Raw genomic sequence first — 26,329 nt, 5'->3', positions numbered from 1 at the left:
GAACAGTACTACTATTGCTTCACAAAAATGCACCCTATTTTTACAAATACCAGAAAATCAGGTGTTAAAGTATGTTAACAGACCTAGTTTTACACATATACAAGATTTTCTAAGCTAACACTATTGAAGATACTTCTTTAGCCATTTGATGGTTTCATCTGCAATCTGCGGATGGAAGTTGCCTTTCAGGTACTGCTGTTCTCTAAAATTTTTAACTGCTTCGGGCCAATCTTTGCTCTTCATCATAAAGTGGTCGAGGTCTGGGATGGTAACCCAAGTGGCATAGTTTGGATGCGCCTCATTGACAGCTTGCTGAATCATGTATGGTTCTACCAATGAGCATTGTTCATAATCGGCGCCGCCATGAATCACTAACACTGGACAATTGACTTTCTGCCAGCTTTGGGCGAGATTGAGAGAATCAAGTTGCTGCCAAAATCGCCAATGACGCCCCCACATATTGTTGTTCCTGTTTTCTTTATAGCCTAGTTCACTCGCTACTACTGCTTTATATTCAGGATTTTGATAAAGCTCAGCGGGAGATTTTTTCAGAACAAAAAATTCATAATAAACTTTCTGGATAGTTCGAACAAAAGTCTCGGTTTGTTGATAATTAAGGCCGTCAAGCAAAGGTTTTTGGACACGGTGCATTTCCAACAAAAATTCACTCCAAGGCCGAAATACACAGCCAAACACCATCACACCTTTGGGCTGATGCCGCTTGGCTATTTCGGGTGCAATCGTGCCTCCCCTGCTGTGCCCCCAAATGAAAAGCTGGGTTTTGTCCACAAAAGGGAGCTGCTCCATGTAGCGATACCCCGCGTCAAAACTCTCAATATCGGTCACTAAATCTACCTCAGCACACGGCACACATCCATAACTATCGCCTACGCCTGATTTTTCGATGGTCACTACCGCGTAGCCATTTTTGAGCCACTCATCCATGAGCTTGCCATTGTAGCTAGAAGCGTAGTTTTCGATAGAGCCGCAGCCATAGCCTGGTATGAGCAAAATAGCGGGCACAATCGTCTTGCCTTTGGGAATACGAGTAATGGCTCGCAAATAGCCATTTCTAAATTTTACCCAATCGTACTTTACTTCTGCGATGTCTGACTGCTCCAAAGCCCTTGCCACCGCTGTAGTGGTAGCTGCATTTCTTTTGCGCCCCCGCGAAAACATCACCGAAACAGACTCTCCAGCTCGGATATTGGAAGCAATAGCGTTAAATTCGAGCATGGTGGTGACTGACTGATTGTTTAGAGACACAATCAAATCCCCTTTTTGGATTCCGACCGTCGCCAAAGTTCCATTTGCGAAGACTGTATCTACCAAAATCCCGTCTGCGGTATCTTTTCCCCTCATCCCCATAACGGCCTTACGCTCGGGGAGTTGAGCATAAGCAATGGCCGATAGCAGCATCAATAGAAAACATCCAATCTTTTTCATAGGTCTCTTCATTTTTCAATCCTACCATTTTATCTCCCCTTAAAGTCTAAACTAATTTATTTTCAAAGGAGAGTGATACAACCCATCGGGAGAAGCACCTGCTCTGATGGTAGCCACAACCTCCCAATTGGCGGTATCTATTACGGCAATGGTTCCATAATTAACCGCAGCGATATATACGAATTTTCCACTTGGATGGGTGGTAATCCCAACAGGTATAGGCGGATTTTTAAGGTCTTTTGCTTTCCCTAGTCCCTCAATACCTTTATCTAAATTGAACAAATCAATGTCTTTTATGAGCCGACGGGCGGCTACGTCATAAACGCTCACATTACCTGTTTTGGCATTGGAAATCAAACTATATTTTCCATTGGGTAAAAATTTGACTCGAATTGCATTTTGATGCGCATACAGCAATGCTTCTTCTTTGAAAGTCTGCGCGTTGATAATCGTAACCGTACTATCAATTTGGTTGGCGACCCACAATTCTTTTCCGTTAGGCGAAATATCTAGCCCCTCGGTACCAGGTTTGAGCACGATAGTTTTGAGCAACTTATTACCTTTTACATCCACCACCGACACCGACCCTGAGCGGCGATTGGCCACATAGGCTTTGCCGTCTGCTTTACAGTAGGCCACAATATGACTCCCTTCTTGATTGGTTTTGACAACTTCGGTTACGGCGTCGGTTTTGATATTGACCTTAATCAACACTTGTGCTACTTCGCTAGTCACAATTACCTCCTCTGGAGCGATAAACTCTATGCCATGAGGACGTTGATATATACCCAAGTCAATTTTTTTAATACTAGATTTTTGGGCAATATCAATGATAGTAAGGCTATTGTTGGGAGTTTGATTTCCGTAGTTACAAACCACCGCAATTTTACCATCTGGTGATACGGCCACTTCGTGGGAGCCTTCACCAGTCGGAATCCGCGTGAGCTCCGTATTCAAATCAAGGTCAAGAATCGACATAGTATTCCCACCTTTGTTGACCACCATCAAAGAGCCTAGCGACTGAGCTAAGAGCTTGGTCGAAAGCAATGAAAACCAAAGTATTACCAACCACTTTTTCATCGTATTTTGTTTTATTGATTTTATACGAAGGTACATTAAGTTGGTCGTTTTTTTATGTACAGTTTTATTAAGCTTGGCTGCGCGGCGAGCACAGCCAAAATTAAATTATCCATTACCGGCGCGCTGTTTTTCTTCTTCCACACCGCTCGAACGCCGGCGACTTGCTGCCACTTTGGTATTTCCAAACCGATACGAAAAAGCCAAAGTGGCCACTCTTGTTTCACGATTTGCTTCAAATTTTTCTACATAATCGCGGAAAGTAACCGTAGCTCGGCTGTTGTTGGTATAAAAAATATCGGTCACGTTGAGTTTAAGGGAACCTTGGCGTTGCCAAAACGATTTCTGAATCCCCACCGATAGTTGCCCCGTAGGCATTACATCCATAAAACCATAAATTTCGCGGGCACGATACACCACCGTCATTTCGGCTGTATATCCTTTTTTGCCCAATACGAAACTGTTGTTGCTGTTGATATTATAATTGAAATTTCCGTTTTGTAAAGGAGTATTGGCGATGTTGCCTCGATAAACTCCGTAATAGGTATTGAGGTTGTTGACACTATTCCACCATTTTGTGACTTGAATAGGAGCAGAAATGTTGACTCCCCAAAACTCAAATTCTGCTAAATTCCGATTGGTCTGAACCGTGATTTTGTCTTGACCCTCTACGGGCATAATCACCTGCGTGATGTTGTTGGTAGTACGGCTGTAAGACAATGTGGTAGTAATCTGCTGCTTATAAGTATGCGACACCTCAAACGAATACGTAAATTGGGGTTGGAGATAAGGATTGCCCTCACTATAAGTAGTATTGTTGATAAAAAACCGAAAGGGATTCAATTGCCGATAACTCGGTCTATCTAAACGACGGCTCACCGAAAACCCCCATTCGTGCTTTTTGGAAAACTTATAATTGACAAAAGCACTCGGAAATAAACGTGTATAGCTACTATCAAATACGGCATTGGTAGCCAGCTGATTGCCTTTGATGTGAGTTTGCTCCACCCTTAATCCTAATTGAAAATTGATTTTTTTGTATTCTTTGGCAAAGTTGGCGTAGGCCGCGTTGATGTTTTCGTCATAAATAAAGTGATTGCTTTGCGAAGCATCAAAAACGGGCTGTTCGTTGCTAGCATCGTAATATTTGAGGTCGTTGTCGGCTCTTACAAAACTGCTTTTTAAACCCGTTTCTAGCTTGGCTTTGTTTTTGAGCGGGTGTACATAATCAGCCTTGATAGATTTGATGTCAAGTCTGCCCAAAATATCACCTATCAATACATAAGTGGGTAAAATCTTATTTCCTTTGACATCTACAAAATCAGTGGTAAAACGCTGATCCGTTTTATTACCATAATAAGCATAGTCCAAGTCTACGTTAAGCTCTCGTCCCGTAGAATCAAAAGTATGCTTAAGGTTAGCATTGGCCGCGTAGTTAAACCAATTTTCCTTCGAACGATTGCTGTTTAAATCATACCTTATGAGTTGGGAATCTTGGTTAAGTACTTCTGTGCGCGTATCTCCGTTGGGTTTAAAGCCATTGGAAAGGCCACTAAAAACTACCCCTATCACTGTTTTTTTGGAAAGCGTATAATCCGCCCCCAATCGGGTATTATGATTTTTGAAGGGTATCGTAATATAATTATCTTGTTCAAAAACCCCTTCTAAAACATCGTCTTTGTAAAACTTTCTATCCAACACTAAATGACTAAAAACTTTACGATACGAAAAATTGTAGCTTCCAAAAAGGTTTAGGTTTTTGTTGCGGTGGTTGAGGGTTATTCCTTCGGCTGTTTTGGCATACACACCTTGTCCATAGCTAAGGTTGACACTTCCGTTGGTGCCATACCGTTGGTCTTTTTTCATGACCAAATTCAAGATACCAGCGTTACCTGCGGCATCGTATTTGGCGGAGGGATTAGTAATGATTTCAATTTTTTCGAGCGTATTGGCGGGCAAGCCACGTAGGTAATTAGCCAAATCTTGCGCCGCTATCACCGATGGTTTTCCGTTTATCATCACCACTACACCTTGTTTACCTTTCAAGCTGATATTGTCATTTTGGTCTACTACCACACCAGGCGACCGCTCTAGGACTTCCAAAGCATTGCTACCGGCACCTACAATGCTATTTTCGACATTGACGATGGTTTTGTCTAATTGCCGCTCAATAAACGGTTTAGTACTACGTACCGTAACCTCATTGAGATTTTGGGCAGCAGATACAAGTGCAATAGTCCGAAGATTGACGGAGGGGGTTTCATTGCTAATTACAAACGAAGGGGTGGCTAAACGCTCATACCCTATCTGCGAGACCTGTACAAAAAAACGCCCTTGGGCGATTTTCTCAAACACAAAACGGCCTTGTTCGTCACTCAGTGCGGCCTTGACCAAGGCAGAATCGGCAGTACGGTGGAGGGTTACGTTGGCAAATTCAATGTTCTTGCCGATTTCATCTACGATTTGTCCAGAAACCGTTTGGGCTTGAAGGGCCGCATTTCCGATACAAAAAATAATAAGAACAAATACAATTTTAGACATGGCTGGCAGTATGAGTTGGTGAAACTGATTCCCAAAACTACAATGTAGTAAGTAGGACAACCTTCACCCAAAGGGGGTGATTTGGATGAATGGTAGCGGTTTTGACAATTTTTTTCGCACTCATTCTTTACTTTAGACAGGGTACATATTACTCTGACGAAATACTCTTTTATGAAGCCTATCCGCATCTTTTTCAAACAAAACCCTATTTTTGTGTCTGACACTTTCTACCATCCTCAAATTGCTAAAACGCTTGAAAAAGTCTATTTTCTTCCTGCTCCTTGTTAGTACTACTACCTTTGCCCAAACATCCGAAGATTCGCTCATGATTCGCAAGATTTATGACGAAGTACTCTCCAACGGACAAGCTTATGAATGGCTCCGATATCTCTGCAAACAAATCGGCCCTCGTCTTAGTGGCTCAGTAGGAGCGCAAAAGGCCGTAGCTTATACCAAACAGCTCATGGAGCAAGAAAAATTTGACCGAGTGTTTTTACAAGATGTGAAAGTACCTCACTGGGTGCGCGGAGCCAAAGAAGAAGCTTATTTCAAAATTGGTAAAGAAAAAACAAAAGTACCGATTGCGGCGCTGGGCGGCTCTGTGGCAACTGCCCCCAAAGGACTAGAAGCAGAAGTGATAGAAGTAAAAAGTTTTCAACAATTGCGGGAATTAGGCAAAGACAAGGTCAAAGGCAAGATTGTATTTTTCAATCGTCCTATGGACCCTACCAAAATCAATACCTTTGAAGCCTATGGTGGGGCAGTAGATCAGCGTGCCAACGGAGCCACCGAAGCCGCAAATTTAGGCGCTGTGGGGGCTATTGTGCGCTCCGTTACCACGCGCCAAGACGATGTCCCTCACTCTGGAAGTATGCGCTATGGCACAGGCGTGCCCTTAATTCCGACCGCAGCTATCAGCACCAATGCCGCCAATCTACTCAGCCAAAAACTAAAAGAACATCCAAATCTTACGTTTTATTTTCGTCAAAACTGCGAAACGCTCCCCGATGCTGATTCGCATAATGTAGTCGGTGAAATCAAAGGCCGCGAAAAACCTGACGAAATCATCGTAGTAGGTGGCCACTTAGATTCATGGGACATTGCCGAAGGTGCCCACGACGACGGCGCAGGCTGCGTTCAGTCTATTGAGGCAGTACGGCTCCTGAAGGTCCTTGGTTATCAACCCAAACGAACAATCCGGGCGGTGATGTTTATGAATGAAGAAAATGGGTTGAAAGGGGGCATCAAATATGCTGATTTGGCCAAACAAAACAATGAAAAGCACATTGCGGCGATTGAGTCAGACAACGGTGGTTTTACTCCTAGAGGTTTTGGTATCGTAGGCAAAACTGACCAAAAAGCCAAAATCATCGGCTGGAAGCCGCTACTTGCACCGTATGGCCTTCACGAAATAGGCCCTGGAGGTGGTGGAGCAGACATCGGGCCTTTGGCACAACACGGCACTGTACTGCTTGGTTATAAGCCTGATACGCAGCGCTATTTTGATTATCATCACGCTGCCAACGACAATTTTGAAAATGTTAGTAAAAGAGAGCTTGATTTAGGAACTGCCTCCATGGCTGTTCTGATTTATTTATTGGATAAATACGGCATCTAAACCTCCCCCTTTATGCGTTCACTGTTTTTGATGATTAGCTTTGTTATTTTACTTTCTGCCTGTGGTTCTGGAAGCGATAACCCCGACCAAGACCCTATGGTAGCTTCTTGGAAAGTAAGCAAATATGACCTCGACGAAACTATCGACAATGTAGTTTCCAATGACTTAAATCTTATTACTTCCCTAAAAGACGGTTTTTTGCGTTTTTATCCGAATCAAACTTTGGTGGTATGGCAAAAAGACCTTGGATATTCTATTAACCGTTGGGAGTATTCCAACAAAAACGGGTATTACTTGCTAAGTGGTCCTATTTTTACACAAGGGCTTTCGCTCAAAGAGCTCAAAAGAGAAGAAAAACAAGCCAAGTTTAGGCTCATTGATTCGCAAAATAAAGCTGAAGGTATAGACCTATTTTTGGCCGCCGTACCTCTTTACGAGGTAGATTCTATTGACCTTCTCCACCCTTCCCACAACCAATGGCGCATCAAACCTTCCCAACCCGAAACCCCTCAACAACTCAAAAAGAGAGTGCTAGGTATGGTGACATTTATTATTGATTATTTTGAACTTACCGACAAGAAAGAACAGCCTTATTTTGAAACTCCTATCTTACAAAGTCCTTTTCTGTTTTATAGTGGAGGTATTGGCGTGGCTTCTTCTGAAGACCTTCCCACTGAGTGGACAAAAACTTTTTTTGACGAACAAGATGCCCTCAAAGGGCATAAAATATTGCTAGATGCGTTTGATACCGACACCGAATATCCTTCTAATATCAAAAAGCACACCGAAGGCTATCTTAAAGTACTCAAAGCAGTGAAGTTCAATCTTGAGTAGTATCAGGCCAAAATCGGCTTGATAACTTTCCCTGCTACATCGGTCAAGCGGAAGTTACGGCCTTGAAAAGGATAGGTAAATTTTTCGTGGTTGAAGCCCATTAAATGCAAGATAGTAGCCTGTAAATCATGCACATGCGTACGGTCTTTAACACCATAATAGCCCAATGGGTCGGTTTCACCAAGTGAAAATCCTTTTTTGACACCGCCGCCGGCCATCCAAACCGTAAAAGCATCCAAGTGATGGTCGCGTCCTGAATAGGGCAGCACTTGCCCATCACGGTTTTCTTGCATGGGCGTTCGGCCAAACTCTCCACCCCATACCACGAGCGTTTCGTCGAGCAACCCTCTCATTTTGAGGTCTTTCAACAAAGCCGCTACGCCTTGGTCAGAGGCTTTACATTTGTTCATGAGGCCGATTTCTACCGAACCGTCTTCGCTTGTGCCGTGCGTATCCCAGCCCCAATCAAACAACTGTACAAAACGAACGCCATTTTCGACGAGTTTGCGCGCCAGTAGGCAGTTCATCGCAAATGACCCTTCGCCAGATTTTACACCGTACATATCCAAGATATACTGCGGTTCTTTGCTCACATCCATAACCTCAGGTACCGACATTTGCATCCGAAAAGCCATTTCATATTGGCTAATGCGGGTCAAAATTTCGGGGTCTTTTACTTCGTCGTAGGCTTGTTGATTGATGGTATTGATAGCCTCAATTGTTTGTTTTCGTATATCCCGATTCATACCTTGCGGGTCAGAAACGTACAAAACAGGGTCGCCACCAGTACGGCATTGTACTCCTTGATAGACCGTGGGCAAAAATCCACTTCCCCATACCGACTTGCCAGCGTCGGGCTGCTTTCCTCCAGAGGCTAGTACGATAAACCCCGGAAGGTTTTTGTTTTCTGAACCCAATCCATAGACCGTCCAAGCTCCAATACTAGGTCGTCCCAAACGTGCGCTTCCCGTATGCATCAACAACTGAGCGGGCGCGTGGTTAAACTGGTCGGTATACATGGCTTTTACAAAAGACACGTCATCAGCAACGGTCTGTAAATAAGGCAAATAATTGGAAATCCATGCCCCCGACTGTCCATGCTGTGCAAACTGCCCTTTAGGGCCAAGCATCTTGGGTACTCCTTTGATAAAAGCAAACTTTTTGCCTTCCAAAAACTCCGCTGGACAATCTTTGCCGTGGTATTTTTCGAGTTCGGGTTTATAATCAAAAAGCTCCAACTGCGAGGGTGCTCCCGCCATATGGATATAAATCACTTGTTTGGCCTTGGGCGCAAATTGAGGGATTTTCACACTCATGGCATCGAGCGATTGGACTGGCGCAGACGATGCGGTCTCATCTTTACCTAAATACCCACAACTCCCCAAAAGCGAACCCAGCCCCAATGAACCAAGCCCTGTGCCCAAGGTTTGAAGAAAATACCGTCGTGTTTGCCGCTCCAAATCTGCTCGCTGAAGTTCTTTTAATAACTTGTCCATGCTAAAATCCTGCTTCTGCGTTAATGGTGATTTACTTATTATAAAGTGTAAGCCACCTAAAAGTTACTCTCCTCCCTTCAACGCCTTCTGATACACTTTCAGACATCGCTCTCTTGCAAAAGCATGGTCTACAATTGGCTTGGGGTAGTCGAACGTGTTAAGTTCGGGTACCCATTTTTTAATATAAGCCAATTGAGAATCAAATTTTTGGGTCTGCGCGGTGGGGTTAAAAATCCGAAAATAAGGCGCGGCATCTGTCCCAGAGCCAGATGCCCATTGCCAACCGCCATTGTTGGCCGACAAGTCAAAATCCAATAGTTTTTGGGCAAAATACGCCTCCCCCCAACGCCAGTCAATGAGCAAATGTTTGGTCAAAAAACTAGCCACTATCATCCTGACGCGATTGTGCATAAAGCCCGTAGCATTGAGTTCGCGCATCCCGGCATCCACTATGGGGTAACCCGTGCGACCTTCACACCATTTCTTAAACTGAGCTTCATCCTGCCTCCATTCTATCTTGTCATACTCCGCCCGAAAGGCTTTGCCTTCACCCACGTGCGGAAAATGCCACAAAATCTGCATGTAAAAGTCCCGCCAAATCAACTCATTCAAAAAGGTTTCGTTGAGTTTTTGGGCTTTGCGAGCCAATTCCCGAATCGAAATAGTACCGAAGCGTAGGTGTACACTCAAACGAGACGTACCCGCAACAGAAGGAATATCACGTTGCTCTTTATAATTTTTTATTAATTCATCTCTAACACTTTTATGAGGAAATGGCAATCCTACTTTTTCAAAACCCATACTTTCCAAAGAGGGAATTGCGGAAGGAGAAATTTTATAAAAAGAATCAAAATATTTTTCGGTAGGATACGACTTCAAATAAAAATCATTGAGGGTTTCTTTCCATTTTCGGCTATAAGGCGTAAATACTGTATAAGGAGTACCTGCGCCGCTCAGCACCTCGTTTTTCTCAAAAATACACTGGTCTTTGTGGGTATAAAAAGCAATACCGTGGCTATTCAAAAAAGACCCAATCGCCTTATCACGGGTTTTAGCATAAGGCTCATAATCATGATTGGTGTGAACCTCCCCAGTGTTGTACTCTTCTATGAGCTGTTGCCATACTTCCGAAGGCGTACCGTATTTTACCAAAATCGCACTTCCTAGTTGAGTCAATTGCTCTTGAAGCTCGCTCAACGCTTGATGAATAAACTCAACACGCCGGTCGTTTTTATCTTCTAATTGATCAAGGATTTCTTTGTCAAAAATAAAAAGAGGTAAAACGGAATTACCCGCCGTAAGGGCTCGATACAGTCCTGCATTGTCGTGCAAACGCAAATCACGTCGAAACCAAAATATCGTCAAAGGTTGATTCATAAAAAAGCCTAATTTGTATCATTACAAACTAGGCTTAGGAAAAAATTGTTTTGAACCTTAGTACTGTTCAAGCATATATTTGATGACATCGGTGGTAGTGACAATCCCCGCCAATTCTCCATTTTCGATAACCGGCAAAGCGTGATATTCTTCCGTAGCCAGAATCTCCGCTACCTCTCTAATGCTCAAAGACACATCTACTGTACGGGGTTTTTGGGTCATTACTTGTGGAATACTTAGCATCTCTAAAATAGCCTCATCAGCACCTTCTTGATTATCAAACAACGAGCTGAATGTCAATCGATTAATATCTGTTCTACTAATTATACCTACCACTTCTTTGCCTTCCAATACGGGCAAATGACGGATGTGGTTTTTCTTTACGATTTCAATCGCTTCGTGCAAATCATCGCTTACATTGACAGTGTGCACGTTTTTGGTCATGATGTGCGAAATAGGTTCTCTTTTTTTCATTTTTGTTCGAGGTTTAATTTTGATACCTCAAAATGCGCCCCTTTTTTATCAAATTTGATGACAAAAAACATCCTTAAAACTGTTTTTTGTCAGTTTTAAAGACCAACAAAAAGGGTGATTTTTATTGCTAAAAATCACCCCAACGAAACCTTAAAATCACATTTAATATTAAGGCAGAATTACTCTATCTATAACATGGATAACGCCATTGGTAGCCACGATGTTGGCACTTGTTACATTGGCATTGTTGGTACCATTGCCCGCACCACGTACTTGCACACCCGAACCAAGCGTCACCGTAATAGGAGCATTACCAGCCGTTACGACATTACCAGCCGTTAAATTGGTAGAAAATACTCGTCCTTGTACTACGTGCGCCAACAATACACTGGTAAGGGTAGTGAGCGTAGCACCACTTGCGGCATTGATAGCGTCGATGCTGTTAAAAGGAGTAGCTTGAAAAGCGGTATTGGTAGGTGCAAATACCGTAAAAGGAGAATTACCCGTCAATACTGAAGTAACCGTAGCCCCTACCGAAGGATTGGCTTGAATGACTTTGTTGAGAGCTGCCACCAAAAAAGTAAAGTTAGGATTGGCTTGTGCTACTTGAAGAAGGTTTCCTGAAGGTGGCATGATTACTCGGTTAATCACATGAATCACACCATTATCTGCTTTTACGTCAGCAGTGATTACTCTTGCTCCATTGATAGATACTCCGCCGTCATTTTTGGTAACATACGCATTAGCACCCGCTAAGGTAGGCACTTCGGTGTTGTTGGCAGTAGGTACAGCTGAAGCTGCAATTGTAGTTCCCAAAACATGATACTGCAACACCGTTCTCAAGGTATTAACATCCAATGAATTGACGGTGCTCAAATCTAGGCCTGATGCTGTAAATGCTGCATCGTTGGGCGCAAATACTGTCAGTGTACCGCCTTTGAGAGCATCAGCTAGCCCTGCCCGTGTGACGGCTGCCCGTAAAATACTAAAATCGTTGTTGGCTAGTACAATATCAGTCACAGTGTTAGAGGTAGGTGTAGTTTCGTCGTCTTTACAGCCTACCAAAGTAGCACCTGCCGCTACCATTACCATTACTACCATTTGGGCTTTCGCCTTTCTCCAAAAAGTTTTCATAGTCGTTATTTGAATTTTAGAGGGTGGAAAATTTTTGTTTTTAGAACAGGTTAATAACTTTTCAATATTTCATTTTGTTTAATCTTTTCACAAAAAAATTAAACAAAATACCCCTCTAATGACTTTTCCCATAAAAAACCAAGATTACAATCTACTGATAATCAACAAAAAAACCCTCAAAAGAGGGCTTTTTTATAAAACTTAATATTGAAAGCTAAAACTACGCTTCTGCATGTACATACTCTTCTACAGGAAGACACGCACATACCAAATGACGATCGCCATAAGCCGAATCGATACGGCTTACACTTGGCCAAAATTTATTAAATCTCAAATGAGGCAAGGGGAAAGCCGCTTTTTCGCGACTGTAAGGACGCTCCCAGTTTTCGGTCAATACCACACGTGCTGTGTGGGGGGCATTTTTGAGAACATTGTTGGTTTTATCGGCTATTCCTTCTTCTATGTCACGGATTTCGGCACGGATACTCAGCATTGTGTCACAAAAACGATCAAGTTCAGCCTTAGATTCTGACTCCGTAGGCTCAATCATCAAAGTACCTGCCACAGGAAACGACAACGTAGGGGCGTGGAACCCATAATCCATCAATCGTTTTGCTAAGTCTTCGGCTTCAATACCTACCGCTTTGAAAGGACGACAATCCACAATCATTTCGTGCGCACAGCGACCGTTAGCGCCTGTGTAGAGGATTTCATAGTCACCATTACCCGACAAGCGCTGTTTGATATAATTGGCATTCAAAATCGCCATCTTAGTAGCATTGGTCAGCCCCTCGCCGCCCATCATTGCGATATAAGCGTGAGATATGGTCAGAATACTCGCAGAACCATAAGGTGCCGCTGATACTGCTCCTGCTTTTTGACCTTCGGTAAGCTGAACGTGACCAGGAAGATGTTCTACCAAATGCGCCGCTACGCCGATAGGCCCCATGCCAGGGCCACCTCCACCGTGCGGAATACAGAAAGTTTTGTGAAGATTGAGGTGACATACATCGGCTCCAATCGTGGCAGGACTTGTAAGTCCTACTTGGGCGTTCATATTGGCACCATCCATATATACTTGTCCACCATGACTGTGGATAACTTCGCATATCTCAATGATACTTTCTTCAAATACGCCGTGAGTAGATGGATAAGTCACCATCAAACACGAAAGTTCATTGCTATATTGTGCGGCTTTGGCTTTGAGATCTTCAACATCAATGTTGCCGCGCTCGTCGCATTTGGTAACCACCACTTTCATGCCTGCCATTACAGCCGAAGCAGGGTTGGTACCATGCGCCGACGACGGAATCAAGGCTACATTGCGGTGGGCATCGCCGCGTGCTTCATGATATGCCCGAATCACCATCAAACCAGCATACTCACCTTGCGCGCCCGAATTAGGCTGAAGTGACATAGCAGCAAAGCCTGTGATTTCGCAAAGCCAATCGTTGAGGTGTTTAAACAGCAACTGATAACCCGCAGCTTGATTGGTAGGGGCAAAGGGATGCATCTTTCCAAACTCAGGCCAAGTAACGGGAATCATCTCCGCCGTGGCGTTGAGTTTCATGGTACAGCTACCGAGCGAAATCATAGAGTGTACCAAAGACAAGTCTTTGTTTTCCAATGATTTCAAATAACGTAACATATCATGCTCGGTATGATAGGTGCTAAAAACAGGATGCGTAAGATAACTAGACTGACGCGCCAAGTTTTCGGGAAAAGCTACTTCTATTTCACTCGGAACGGTCATTTCTACACCTTCGCCCGAAGCGGTCGCAAACAAGTCCAAAATACCAATCAAATCCCCAAACGATTTTACTTCATCGAAAGAAACCCCTACGGTACCATTGGTATTATAGCGCAAATTGATACCTCTTTTTTCGGCTTCTTCGCGCAAGGCATCGGCATTTGCGATTTGTACTGTGACAGTATCAAAATAATTTTTAGTCAAAACTACATAACCCATCTCCGACACTGCTTCCGCAAAGGCTTTGGTTAGACCGTGCGTTTTGGAAGCAATCGTTTTCAAACCTTCTGGCCCATGATAAACGGCATAGGCCGCCGCCATTACCGAAAGCAATACTTGAGCCGTACAGATATTGGAAGTGGCTTTTTCGCGACGAATGTGCTGCTCACGGGTTTGGAGTGCCATGCGCAAGGCTCTATTTCCTTCGGCATCTACCGATACGCCAATGATACGCCCCGGAATCTGACGTTTGAAAGCATCTTTGGTAGCAAAAAAAGCCGCGTGGGGCCCGCCATAGCCCATCGGAACCCCAAACCGCTGCGCAGAACCTACCACCACATCAGCCCCCATTTCACCAGGAGATTTGAGTAGGGTAAGGCTCAACAAATCGGCCGCTACTGCTACCGATATGCTCAACTCGTGAGCTGTAGCAATAAAATCTGTATAATCTATCACTTCGCCATCTGTAGCCGGATACTGCACCAATACCCCAAATATAGCGGGGTCGGTCAAGTCCACTTTGGCATGGTCTCCTACTACTACATTGATATTGAGTGGAGTAGCACGCGTATAAATCAAATCAATCGTCTGAGGATGGCAGCGCTCCGACACAAAAAAAGTTTCGGCTTTTTTGCGTGCCGCAGGTCGTAGGCTATGCAACATCGTCATGGCTTCGGCAGCAGCGGTAGCTTCGTCCAACAACGAGGCATTGGCGATTTCCATGCCCGTGAGGTCAATCACCGCCGTCTGAAAGTTCAACAACATCTCCAAACGCCCCTGTGCAATTTCAGCCTGATAGGGCGTATAAGCCGTGTACCAAGCGGGATTTTCGAGAATATTGCGCAAAATCACATTTGGAACAATCGTATCATAATAACCCATTCCAATGAAAGATTGAAAAATGCGGTTTTGACGAGCCACTTTCTTCAAATCATTCAAAAAGTCAAACTCTGACTTAGGTGCTGGCAAATTGAGCGGTTGTACCCTGCGGATAGCCGCCGGAACGGTCTGTTCTATCAACTCGTCGAGCGCATCAACGCCGACTGTTTTTAGCATTTCTTGTAAATCTGTAGGACTTTGGCCGTGGTGACGGCGCTCGAAGGATTCTTGTTGGTGAAGACTGATTTTCATCCGATGATCAGAGCGATATATGTGTAAGAATCCGCAAAAATAGTCAAAAAATAAGCTGATTGTTGCGGTGTTTTCTTGGAAAAACAAAATTTGACCAGTAAAGTTTATTTCACGGCTCTGATTCTACAAAAAAGTCATACTTCGAAAATACTAGCTAAACCGTTTGAAAATCTACGTAGATTCTCAATCACCTCCAATATTAGGATTCATATTCAACATTTTATCCACAAAACGCCCTCAAATCAATCGCTCTTTTCGAGCTTTTTCAATCGCTTCTGCCTTAGAATGTACCTCAAGTTTCCAATAAATATTCTTGATATGAGTCCGAATCGTCTCTTTGTCCACAAACAACTCATCAGCAATGGTGGTATAGCTTTTCCCTTGGGCAATACGCTCTAGTACTTCTGTTTCGCGCGCAGTAAGAGGCGAATGATGATTTTTCTGAAACGACGCCACCACCATACGTGCAATATTGGTACTCATCGGGGCCCCTCCTTGGCGTATCTCTCGAATGGCGTCAATGAGCCTACTAGGAGGCATATTTTTAGTGAGGTACCCACCCGCCCCTGCACATAGTGCTTTAAATACCAATTCATCGTTTTCATAGACTGTCACTACAATGAGCTGCGTTTGGGGACGAAGTTTTTTTGTTTTTTCAATACCTTCTACCCCGCCCATGCGCGGAAGCTCCAAATCCATCAATACCACATCGGGGCGGTCAACAGCAAGATTGCGCAGATAGTCTTCACAATTTGCGTAAGTATTGACCACCCGAAAACCTTCGGTATTGTTCAACAAATCGGCAAACGCTTCTCTGATAAGATGATCATCTTCGACCAAACACAAACGGGTTATCATTTTTGGAATTAATAAAATTATGGATACACACTCATTATTGCCCTATGCTTGCTTCTGAAAGCCGGGGATTTTATGCCCCCTCGTCCCGACATCAAAAGCTCACTTTCGTGCTTCTTCATTTATTTTTTTTCGAAACCTTACACAAGTACCCTTTTTTTGGAGTGAATCAATCACCACCATTCCCCCAATCTTCTGAGCACGCGTGTGAATGTTGGTCAATCCGTTTCCTTGGCGAACTTGATCTATTTCAAAACCCTTTCCATCATCGTACCACTCAATCGTCATTTCCCCTTTTTCAAACCCAAATCTAAGCTTTACTTCACGGGCTTGGGCGTGTTTGAGGGTATTGCTGATAGCTTCCTTAAACAACAAAACCAAATGCCGACTTTCACCCATATAAAGATTGACAGAGCGGAGGTCGTCGTTGAGACCTTCTACCGAAAATCGTATTCCTGTTTTGTCAAAGGCATCATCACCAAAGTCCTTCAATCGAACTGCTATCTCATAAAAATTGTCGTGCTCAGGATTGATAGCCCAGATAAAATCTTTGGTACCCTGATACATCCGATTGGAGTTGTCGCCGATTTTGGTGAGCATCATCCCGATTTCGCCGTTTGCTTGGCCGTTGAGTCGGGTTTTGATGATTTCGGTCAACAATGAAATTCGGGTAAGGGTGTTTCCAAATTCGTCGTGAAGGTCTTGGGCTGCCAATTTCCGAACACGCTCATTTTCTTCTAATTTCACTCGTTCCAAATCAAATAAATATTTTACCCGCATTCGCACCCGATAATCATAAAATACCTTGATAGCTGTGGCCAATATCAAAATTACTACCACATAAAACCACCAAGTTTGCCAAAAAGGTGGTTGGATATAGAGCGGAATACTCAGCACATCTTTATCATTCCAAAGCCCTTCATTGTTGGCTGCTTTTAGGTGCAATGTATAATGCCCCGGATTAAGATTGGTAAAACTCAAGTACCGCCGCGTGCCAGCCAAAATCCAATCTTTGTGAAATCCTTCTAAGCGATAAGCAAATTGGTTCTGAGAAGGATTCGTAAAATCTAAGGCAGCCAAATCGAAAGAAAAAAAGTTTTCGTCTGGCTCGAAACTAATCGGCTGCTGAGAAGCAAGCAGACTATCAATATCCCATTCTTTTTCAAATTTTTTGAAAGAAGTCACTGCGACTTTTGCTAAATGACGATTAGGGATAATTTCGTTGGGCCAACAACTCAACAACATACCATTGCCCCCAAAAAACAGCTCTCCCTCAGCACTTTGATGAAAGCCGCCAGAATTGAACTCAGCCCCTCCGAGACCGTCTTTGGCGGTATAGTTCCGAAAAGTATGCCGGTCGGGGTCGAAACACACAATACCGCCGTTGGTGGTCAACCACATTTTCCCTTTTGAATCACTCAGTGCCCCATATACAAACGAATTGGACAAGCCTTCTTTTTCGGTAAAATGTTCAAACGTGATTTTGCCTTTCTCATTTATTACTCTACTCAACCCTTTGGTAGTGCATATCCAAACCCGCTGTTTGGAGTCGACATGAATGTCTAGTACCACGTTATCAATCAACGACTTAGGATCACGGGGATTGTTCTGAAACAATTGTGCTTCGGTGGCTTCATCGGGCCAATGTACCAACCCTTGCCTCATTCCTATCCAAAGACCACCTTTGGCATCTTTCTGAATCGCCCCTATGTTTCGGAGTTCTATTTTTGTGTTTTTGGGGGCAGCTATTTCTCTGATGACTTGGGTTTTGCCTTCGGCATCTATTTTGGCTAGATAAGACCTTGTTCCTATCCACATTTGGTGTGAGCTATCGTTATAAATCCGAAACACCCACGGTCTTACATTGTCAAAAGTAGGCAATGGAAAAGCCGCAAATCTATCGCGTAGGCGGTCGTACCGTAGAAGCCCCACATTTCCGCCCATCCAGAGCGTACCTTTGGCATCTTCTGCGATAGTCTCAATCAGGGCATTTTTAGTGAGTTCATATTTGCGGATTGCCTGCGTACGGCGATTGATACGATAGAGATTTGCGAAAGTACCTGCCCACAAAAAGCCTTCTTTATCTGTCCCAATTCCGAAAAAACTTTTTCCGGCGGCGGTTTCTTGCTTCAAAAGTCGTTCCCAATGACGAAATGTATTTTTAGAACGAGCATACAACTGAACCCCTGCTTCTCTTGTGCCTACCCATACTATATCTTCTTGGGGCTCATTACCTTCGTAAATACAAGTAATATGACTGCTTTTAAGACCATTTTTGGCCAATAAATCCTCCTGATAGGCTCCTACTCGAAGCAGTTGGCGGGTGATTTTATTAAACCGAAAACGATAAATCCCCTTGCCTTGCGTGCCTACCCAAACCACTCCCAAATGATCAGTACATACCGAAGACACCACCACATCAGCAGGGAGTGCAGAGGTAAAATCGTCTATTTCACCAACTTGAATATTCAACAATCCAAATTGCTTTGGTGTACTTACCCAGACGCCTCTTCCTTTGGCGTTCCAAACATGCGTAGGCAGATGCTCTTTTTGGTAAAGTGGCAAAGAACTATTTCGAGCGTTTTCGAAGCGAAGCACGGAGCCTGCCAAGACTTTATTCAATCCTTTGGCCGTTCCTATCCATAGACTTCCCTCGCTATCTAATGCCATACTACCCACGAAATCGTGCGAAAGAGAAGAAGCATCATCGAGATTGTGGCGATACAAAAAATATTGAAAATCATTGTTTTTAGGACGCAATACCCACAAGCCCGCCGAAGTCCCTACCCAAATAGTATGATTTTTATCTTCCAAAATATGAGTGACGATTCCTTCAATTTGGGGGAAATTTTGGAAAATATTTTTTTGTGCTAATTTACGATTCAGCCCTTTGGTAGTACCCACCCAGAGATGATGTGCACTATCTTCGTACAAAAAGGTAATATCGTCGTGGGTAATAGTAGTCGAATCGAAGGGGTTATGACGGTATTTTTTGATGCTTTGTCCGTCGTAGCAGTTGAGGCCATCCTGTGTACCAAACCACATCATTCCGCGATGGTCTTGCACGATACTTCGGATTTCGTTTTGACTTAGGCCTTCATTGAGCGCAAGATGATCCCAATAATCGGTGATAGGCGTAGTAGTATGGGCCATCACTACTCGGCTCGCAATCCACACCAACAACCACAGGTATTTTTTCATGACTTAGGGAAGAATGGCCTTAAACACCCAAAAAAGTTTTTTGTGCAACAAATGTAGGTTACAACTCTTTCTAAATACTTCACCCAAAATAGGGGATTATTTATCCATTCCTTTTTTGGTTAGGTTTCTATCAGCAATGGAAATAATAAGTTTAAAAATGAACTTCCTATTTTCACACATTGATAGTGTTACGAAACCTTCAGATGTGAGTCATTAAAGTTAATAATTTTTCCGTATCAATTTTTTGTCATTTTTCGTTTACAAAAAAAAGATTCACTATGCATCACTATTTACGTTTTTATCTTTTTGTATTGTGCATTATTCCAGTTTTGAGCCAAGCCCAACCCCGTCCTTTGTACTCGGTGGACCAACAGCAAAAACTCCAAAACACAAAACAAGATATTGAAAATCACTATAAAACGCTCAATCTTCGGCTTCAAAACTTAGCACGCCAAAACAACTGGCCTCTACGTCAAAGCTTTGCGGATGGTACAGTGATTATTTTGAGCGGCGTCAGCGAAACAGGGGAGCCGCTCTATGACATCACCACGACCAATCGAGGCGCCGCCCTCACCACCCGTACCGACGCGCTCTATGAAGGAGGCGGCTTAGGTCTGAATCTGACTGGTGGTAGCGATGCCATGAAAGATCGGTTGGGAGTTTGGGACGGCGGAAAAGTAAGAGATACCCATACCGAATTAGCCAATCGCGTAAGGCAAGTCGACAATGCAACGACTATAGATGCCCACGCTACCCACGTAAGTGGCACCATGATTGCGACCGGTGTCAATCCTCGTGCCCGTGGTATGGCACCCGCTGCTACATTGCTAGCCCATGATTTTGGTAATGATGCAGCCGAAATGGTCACTGCGGCTCCCAATTTACTGGTTTCTAATCACTCATACGAAGCTCTCTCAGGCTGGCGTCTCAATACAGCCCGTAGTGGAACCAACAACAACTTGAAATGGGAATGGTACGGTGATAGTACCCTCAACGACCAAAAAGACTATAAGTTTGGATTTTATGACGCTCGTGCTCGCGAATGGGACAGAATCGCCAACACTGCTCCCTATTATTTGATTGTAAAAGCAGCTGGCAATGCCCGTGGAAATAATGGCCCACCCGCTGGTACGCCTTATTTTTTAGGAGGAAGTTCTCGTACCTCTACTACCGCTAGAGCCCCCCAAAATGGCTTTGATTTGATTGCAACTTATGGCACTGCCAAAAATATCCTGACCGTGGGTGCCATAAGTGTATTAAACAATGGCTATAACCAAATCAGCGACCCACAAATATCAAGCTTTAGTAGCTGGGGTCCTACTGACGATGGTCGTATCAAACCAGACATAGTAGGCGTAGGAGTAAGTGTATTTTCGACTACCTCTACCAGCAACAATGCTTACGCTACCCTAAGCGGTACTTCTATGGCTTCACCCAACGTTTCGGGTTCGGTGTTTTTATTGCAAGAATTGTACAACAACCTCAACAAAACCTTCCTTCGCTCTTCGACTCTCAAAGGACTCGTACTTCATACGGCTGACGACGCAGGCGCATTAGGCCCAGATTACCAGTACGGATGGGGCTTGCTCAACGAACGAAAAGCCGCCGAAGTAATCCTTAACCGTGATCAGTCTCACTTGCTTTCCGAACGCACCCTCGCCACCAATGAAATCTACACGATACAAGTAGTAGCCTCTGGCAGAGGCCCATTGATTGCCACTATTTGTTGGACAGACCCAGAGGCACCGGCTACGACTGCCACCATAGCCAATGTTGATAATCGAAGCCCCAAATTGATCAATGACCTTGATTTAAGAATCAGTGATGGTACTACGGAAAATCTACCTTGGATTTTGGATCCTAATCAACCAGCAAATCTTGCCACAAAAGGCGACAATATCCGTGACAATGTAGAACAAGTATTGATTCCAAATCCAGTACCCGGCCGCACTTATACCATTACCATAAAACACAAAGGAACGCTTACCAACGGAACTCAACCCTATGCGCTAGTCGTGAGCGGCATCGGAGGAAAAAACTACTGCGAATCACGCGCTTTGTCAAATGCCGACTCCAAAATCACGAAAGTAACGCTTGGTAGTCTTTCTCAAATGGCCAACGAAGGATGCCAGAGTTACAGTGATTTTATGAATCAAGCCATAAGCGTATCTGCGGGGCAATCACTCCCTTTAGAAGTATCGATAGGCTCATGCGGTGCCGATTTGACCAAAGTCGTTAAAGCTTTTGTAGACTGGAATCAAGACGGGGATTTTGATGATGCAAATGAACTCATCGCCACTTCTACGCCTATGAATTCGGGGGTATTTTCAACCCCCCTCAAAGCTCCTTCAGGATTGGTAGCGGGCAACTATACTCGTCTGAGAATTGTGTGTTTGGAGTCTTCTGACCCTAATACACTCTCTGCTTGTGGTACTTATCCTAAAGGTGAAACCCAGGAGTTTTTGCTCCAATTTACCCGCCCACTTAGAGACATAAGTTTGACGACATTGGTCAATCCTAGTGATAATTTTTGTGGTAGCCAGCTTTCTTCTATTACTTTAAAAGTCAGAAATACAGGTTTACAAACTGTACAAAATACGCCCCTAGAAGTAACTGTAGTTGAGCCTTCTGGCGAAATTGCTGGTAAAGCTACAGGTACTCTATCAAGATCCTTGTCAGCATTTGAAGAAGCCACCATTTCACTATCTGCGCCATTTTTAAGTACTTTAAAAGAAGGCGTTCGTTACCAATTTGTCAGTCGCATCACACTACCCGACGACCAAGATACGCTCAATAATATTTTGCGTGAATCCAGAACACTGTCAGCCACACCTACCGTTTCAAAAGCTACCGCTACTTATTGCAATACCGACCCTTTAGCACTTATTTCTAAAGATGAAGGTACTGCGTTTTGGTACAATAGTCCAAATGGAAGTACTCCTTTTGCCGTAGGCAATCTAACGAGCAGCTCTGTGCAATTACCTACTGGAAATGTATACGTCGCTTTAAATGATTTTAGTGGCACCCTTGGCCCCGCTACCAAATCTGCATTTTCGGGAGGTTCTTATTCAGGTAATTTTGGTCCTAGCCCCCTTTTAAAAACTGAAGTGCCCCTTCTTTTAGAAAGTGCCAGACTTTATACTTCTGCGGCCGGAAAAATCACTTTCACGGTGTTGAGTTTAGACGACAAATTCATCTCAAGTTCTACGGTAGATGTAGTAGCAAGTCGTAATCCCGATGCTCCTAATCAAGGAGCACCTTCGGGGCAAGTAGCCGATGACCCCAACGACCAAGGACGCGTATATCCTCTTAATTTAAGCATACCTACTGCTGGAAGTTATAAAATCACAATTGAGTATGAAGGCGGCGCGACCATTTATCGAAGCAATGTCGGCGTGAGTGGTTTTCCTTTTAGTATCCCAGGCATAATTGCCCTTAAAGGAGCCTTGTTTGCCCAAAACAATACCGTTGATACCCTTACTAACGCTTACTACTATTTTTATGATTTAAAAATAAAATCGCTAGGCTGCCCCAGCCCACGCGTCGCCATCACTCCTCAAACTACCACCAATACCACCCCTACTATCAGTTTTGAGGGTAACAGTAATATTTGCGAAGGTAGTTCTCTCAATTTACGTACCTCTTCTAACTCGGGCGTATACCAATGGTTTTTAAACAATCAAGCCATCCAAGGAGCGACTAATGCTACCTTAACGGCCACCACTCCCGGTAGCTACACTGTAAGCACTTCGGTCAACAATTGCTTACCGAGCTTGTCTACTCCCGTGACGATTACTATCCGTAGACCCGAAAAACCCACCATTTCGGCCAATGGTATTGTGCTTACCTCCAATGCCACCTCCAATATCCAATGGTTGTTGGAGGGAGTTCCGATTGCGGGAGCTAACACGCCTACTTTTACCGCTATCCAAACCGGAAACTATTCGGTCAAAGCGAGTGTCAATGGCTGTGGCGAATTGGTATCTGACGAAATCCGAATTGTAATTACTTCGTTAAATCAGGCTTCTACCCTCTTGGATAAAACACTTAAGATTTATCCCAATCCCGCTTCATCTTTCGTTGTTTGTGAATATGCTACCCTTACAAAAACAGGCACTAAAATCAAAGCCTCGCTTTATGACCTTCAAGGCAAGTTGATTGTACAACAAAGTATGGAAAAATTTGAAAATTTTTTCCATACTCAGTTTAACCTTAGCTCTCTACAAAGCGGTACGTTTTTTGCTATAATTGAAGAGGAGGGTACATCGACGCGCACCATCGGCACCATTATCAAGCCATAAAAAGCTCGCAGTACTGAGAGAGGCATGTATTTTATTTTACCCCTTTTTTCATATATCTCAAGCTACAATCTGATAAGCAGGACATTAATAGCCTGCTTATCAGCGGTTTGCTTTTTCGGATATGCTCAGCAAAAAGATTCTACCTTTCACACTGACTTATCGTTCAATCAAACCTTCAAAAAAAACCTTAAAGAAAGGTATCTCACCAACCGCCTCGAAGCCTTCAAAATAGCTAAAAAGAAAGGATGGCCTCTCAGCAAAAAATATGCCAACGGACGAGTACTACATTTACAAGGAATTGATTCTTTTGGCCTGCCTGTTTATTATAGCACCCACAATGTGGTTGCTTCTACTGGAACTCATACTACCAATCTCTACCAAGGAGGGAGCCTAGGTATTGATCTCAAAGGAGATTTGCCAGCCCTAAACGGCCGCCTGTGCATTTGGGATGGTGGCAAACCCCGAATCACGCATGTTGAGTTTGGAGGACGTATCAGACAAAAAGACCAAAACTCGGTGCTTAGTGACCATTCGACGCACCTATCTGGTACGATTGCGGCGGCCGGCGTCAACTCACAAGTAAAGGGTATGGCTTTTGGAGCTACACTAGATGTATGGGACTATACCGATGATTTGATTGAAATGGCACAAGAAGCTTCTAAAGTGTTGGTATCGAATCACTCCTATGGCCCTGTTTCAGGATGGTATTTTAATGCTAGCCGCCCCGGCAACGACCCCAAACTAAAATGGGAATGGTGGGGCAATCCTTCCATCAATGCTATGGAAGATTATCGTTTTGGTTTTTATGACGAAAAGGCTCAAGACCTAGATAAGCTTGCCTACAACAACCCTTTTTATCTTATTGTAAAATCGGCTGATAATAAACATTCCGAAACAGGACCTCCCGTAGGCACTCCTTACTTTCTAAGAAATACGAATCAAACAAGCCTTTTGGAACGTAGTCGCAACGACGCCTATGATGTAATCCCTTCCGAAGCCAATGCCAAAAATATATTGACCGTAGGAGGTGCCAACGTCAATCTTCAGAAAGGGTTTGTCAGTGATTTTTCGGTCGCAGACTATAGTGGTTGGGGACCCACTGATGATGGCCGCATCAAACCTGATATTTTGGGAGTAGGTACCAATATCATCTCGTCTATTTCGAGTGCCGACAATGCCTATGCGACACTTTCAGGAACTTCCACTGCTTGTGCCAACGTATCAGGCACCTTGATTTTATTACAAGAACTGTTTTATCGTCGTCAAAACTACTTCATGCGTTCGGCCACCCTCAAAGGTTTAGTGCTTCATACAGCGGACAAACCTACTGGCAAAATAGGCCCAAGCTATGACTACGGATGGGGGTTGTTGAATGCCGAAAAGGCTGCCAAAGTGCTTCTCAATCAAGACAATAAACATTTACTGATGGAGCGTACTTTGGGTCAAAATGAAACCTTTCAACAAAAAATCATCGCCAGCGGCGGAGAACCCCTCATTGCTACCCTTTGTTGGAGTGACCCTGAAGCCTCGGCCACAAGAATTGCTTCCCAAACGGTAGACGATTTGACCCCCAAACTTATCAATGACTTAGACATAAGAATCACTGACGACCAAGGAAATACTTGGTTTCCGTGGGTGCTAGACCCTAAGCAACCTGCGTCTGTCGCTACGCCTGGGGATAACATCCGTGACAACGTCGAACAAATATTGCTCAATAATCCAGTCGCAAGAAAAGTATATACGCTGATAATTAGGCATAAACGTACTCTCCAAAACAATGGGCAACCTTACTCAGTTATGGTGAGTGGAGTACGTCCTCAAGATTGCAATAATGCCATTCAAATCCTACAAGGAAAAGACACCACTTTATGTGGCGATAGTAAGCTCCTATTTCAAGTCAAAGGTGATAATGCACTCACTTACCAATGGTCTAAAAATGGCCAAACAATCAGCACTTCTAATACCCCTAGCCTCGAAATTTCCCAAGAAGGATTATATAGTGTGAAAGTCATTGGTTATCAATGCTCCGCCGAATCTCTCCCCATTAATGTTAAGATATTTAATCTTTCTGCCCAAATTACCCCCCAAGGCAGTGTTACCATTTGTGCAGGTAAACCCGTTCCTCTTAGTGTCAATGCTGGAATCGGCTACCGTTATCAATGGTACAAAGACGGAAAACCCGTGGTAGGTGCCAGTACGCCTACCATCTTTCCAACTGAGGCAGGTAACTATAATGTCGTAGTTTCGTCAGGGGTGTGTTCGGTGACTTCCTCTGTTACTCAAATTCTATCGGCGCTTCAGCAACCCGTCATCTCAACCAACGCTGGAACAGTAATCCCACCTAAAGGTAGTATTCGACTAACTACTATCTCAGGAGAAAACATGACTTATCGGTGGTTTTTAGATGGCACTCCCATTCCTACAGCGACTGGTGCACGACTCGTAGCCACTGTGGCAGGAAAATATACGGTCGAAATCACTCAAAATGGATGCTCGGTACTATCCAAAGCCTTGGAGCTTACTCACGTCAAATACCCAACAGAAACCCCGGCTGCGATTCCCGAGATTTTAATCGTCAAAGAGCATCTCAAGCTTTTTCCTAACCCCACTGTAGATTTATTGACTGTCGCCTACGAATCTGACAATACCTACAATCTTACGGCTTATATCGTAACACAAACAGGAAAAATACTTCCTAGCAAGCTCCTTTATGACAATGGTAGTGTGTTTATCAATCAGTTTGATGTTTCAGAGTTATCGCCAGGACAACATTTTATCAGAGTTAGTGACGGACGTCGCTCTATCACTAAACCTTTTATCAAACAATAACGTTTGTCTTTTTGGTACAAAAACACGTTATTCGTCGTTTGGTTAT

General features: G+C 43.8%; 14 protein-coding genes. 4 read left to right on the top strand and 10 right to left on the bottom strand.

What is annotated here, in order from left to right:
* Positions 1-120: 120 nt before the first annotated feature.
* From G563_RS0123060 to G563_RS0123050, 3 genes are all read right to left on the bottom strand, one after another.
* Complete coding sequence (locus G563_RS0123060) at positions 121-1,446, bottom strand: alpha/beta fold hydrolase (protein ID WP_169579801.1); 1,326 nt, start codon at positions 1,444-1,446, stop codon at positions 121-123.
* Between the two features lie 51 nt (positions 1,447-1,497).
* Positions 1,498-2,526, bottom strand: a complete 1,029-nt coding sequence (locus tag G563_RS0123055) for a YncE family protein (protein WP_028667401.1) — start codon at positions 2,524-2,526, stop codon at positions 1,498-1,500.
* A gap of 105 nt (positions 2,527-2,631) precedes the next feature.
* The gene (locus G563_RS0123050; protein WP_028667400.1) at positions 2,632-5,064 is read right to left on the bottom strand and encodes an outer membrane beta-barrel protein; all 2,433 of its coding nucleotides are present in this window, start codon (positions 5,062-5,064) and stop codon (positions 2,632-2,634) included.
* A 253-nt stretch (positions 5,065-5,317) separates the two neighbouring features.
* Between G563_RS0123050 and G563_RS0123045 the strand changes: the two genes are divergently transcribed.
* Positions 5,318-6,682 (top strand): M28 family peptidase, encoded by a 1,365-nt coding sequence (locus G563_RS0123045; RefSeq protein WP_028667399.1) that lies wholly within the window; start codon positions 5,318-5,320, stop codon positions 6,680-6,682.
* Between the two features lie 12 nt (positions 6,683-6,694).
* Positions 6,695-7,516 carry a hypothetical protein gene (locus tag G563_RS0123040; RefSeq protein ID WP_028667398.1) on the top strand — a complete coding sequence of 274 codons (822 nt, stop codon included), beginning with the start codon at positions 6,695-6,697 and terminating at the stop codon, positions 7,514-7,516.
* 2 nt (positions 7,517-7,518) lie between these two features.
* Here G563_RS0123040 and G563_RS0123035 read toward each other — a convergent pair whose 3' ends face one another.
* From G563_RS0123035 to G563_RS0123000, 7 genes are all read right to left on the bottom strand, one after another.
* Entirely contained in the window at positions 7,519-9,012 is a 1,494-nt protein-coding gene (locus G563_RS0123035) for a DUF1501 domain-containing protein (RefSeq protein ID WP_028667397.1), read from the bottom strand.
* Between the two features lie 63 nt (positions 9,013-9,075).
* A complete protein-coding gene (locus tag G563_RS0123030; protein ID WP_028667396.1) occupies positions 9,076-10,389 on the bottom strand; it encodes a cryptochrome/photolyase family protein in 1,314 nt (437 codons plus the stop codon).
* Between the two features lie 57 nt (positions 10,390-10,446).
* Entirely contained in the window at positions 10,447-10,863 is a 417-nt protein-coding gene (locus G563_RS0123025) for a CBS domain-containing protein (RefSeq protein WP_028667395.1), read from the bottom strand.
* A gap of 168 nt (positions 10,864-11,031) precedes the next feature.
* On the bottom strand, positions 11,032-11,997 hold the full coding sequence (locus G563_RS0123020) for a fasciclin domain-containing protein (protein WP_028667394.1): 966 nt from the start codon (positions 11,995-11,997) through the stop codon (positions 11,032-11,034).
* Positions 11,998-12,217: 220 nt separating this feature from the next.
* The gene (gene gcvP, locus G563_RS0123010; protein ID WP_028667393.1) at positions 12,218-15,097 is read right to left on the bottom strand and encodes an aminomethyl-transferring glycine dehydrogenase; all 2,880 of its coding nucleotides are present in this window, start codon (positions 15,095-15,097) and stop codon (positions 12,218-12,220) included.
* Between the two features lie 237 nt (positions 15,098-15,334).
* Positions 15,335-15,955, bottom strand: a complete 621-nt coding sequence (locus tag G563_RS0123005) for a response regulator transcription factor (protein WP_037327943.1) — start codon at positions 15,953-15,955, stop codon at positions 15,335-15,337.
* A 99-nt stretch (positions 15,956-16,054) separates the two neighbouring features.
* Positions 16,055-19,153, bottom strand: a complete 3,099-nt coding sequence (locus tag G563_RS0123000) for a ligand-binding sensor domain-containing protein (protein ID WP_028667391.1) — start codon at positions 19,151-19,153, stop codon at positions 16,055-16,057.
* 278 nt (positions 19,154-19,431) lie between these two features.
* Here G563_RS0123000 and G563_RS0122995 point away from each other — a divergent pair, with 278 nt between their 5' ends.
* Positions 19,432-23,454 carry a S8 family serine peptidase gene (locus tag G563_RS0122995; RefSeq protein ID WP_028667390.1) on the top strand — a complete coding sequence of 1,341 codons (4,023 nt, stop codon included), beginning with the start codon at positions 19,432-19,434 and terminating at the stop codon, positions 23,452-23,454.
* A gap of 24 nt (positions 23,455-23,478) precedes the next feature.
* The gene (locus G563_RS35630) at positions 23,479-26,283 is read left to right on the top strand and encodes a S8 family serine peptidase (RefSeq protein ID WP_051211152.1); all 2,805 of its coding nucleotides are present in this window, start codon (positions 23,479-23,481) and stop codon (positions 26,281-26,283) included.
* The last annotated feature ends 46 nt before the right edge of the window (positions 26,284-26,329 follow it).

Source organism: Runella zeae DSM 19591 (assembly GCF_000423565.1).
GTDB lineage: Bacteria > Bacteroidota > Bacteroidia > Cytophagales > Spirosomataceae > Runella > Runella zeae.
The sequence above is the reverse complement of the archived record's forward strand: the minus strand, read 5'-3'. Positions and strand labels throughout refer to the sequence as shown.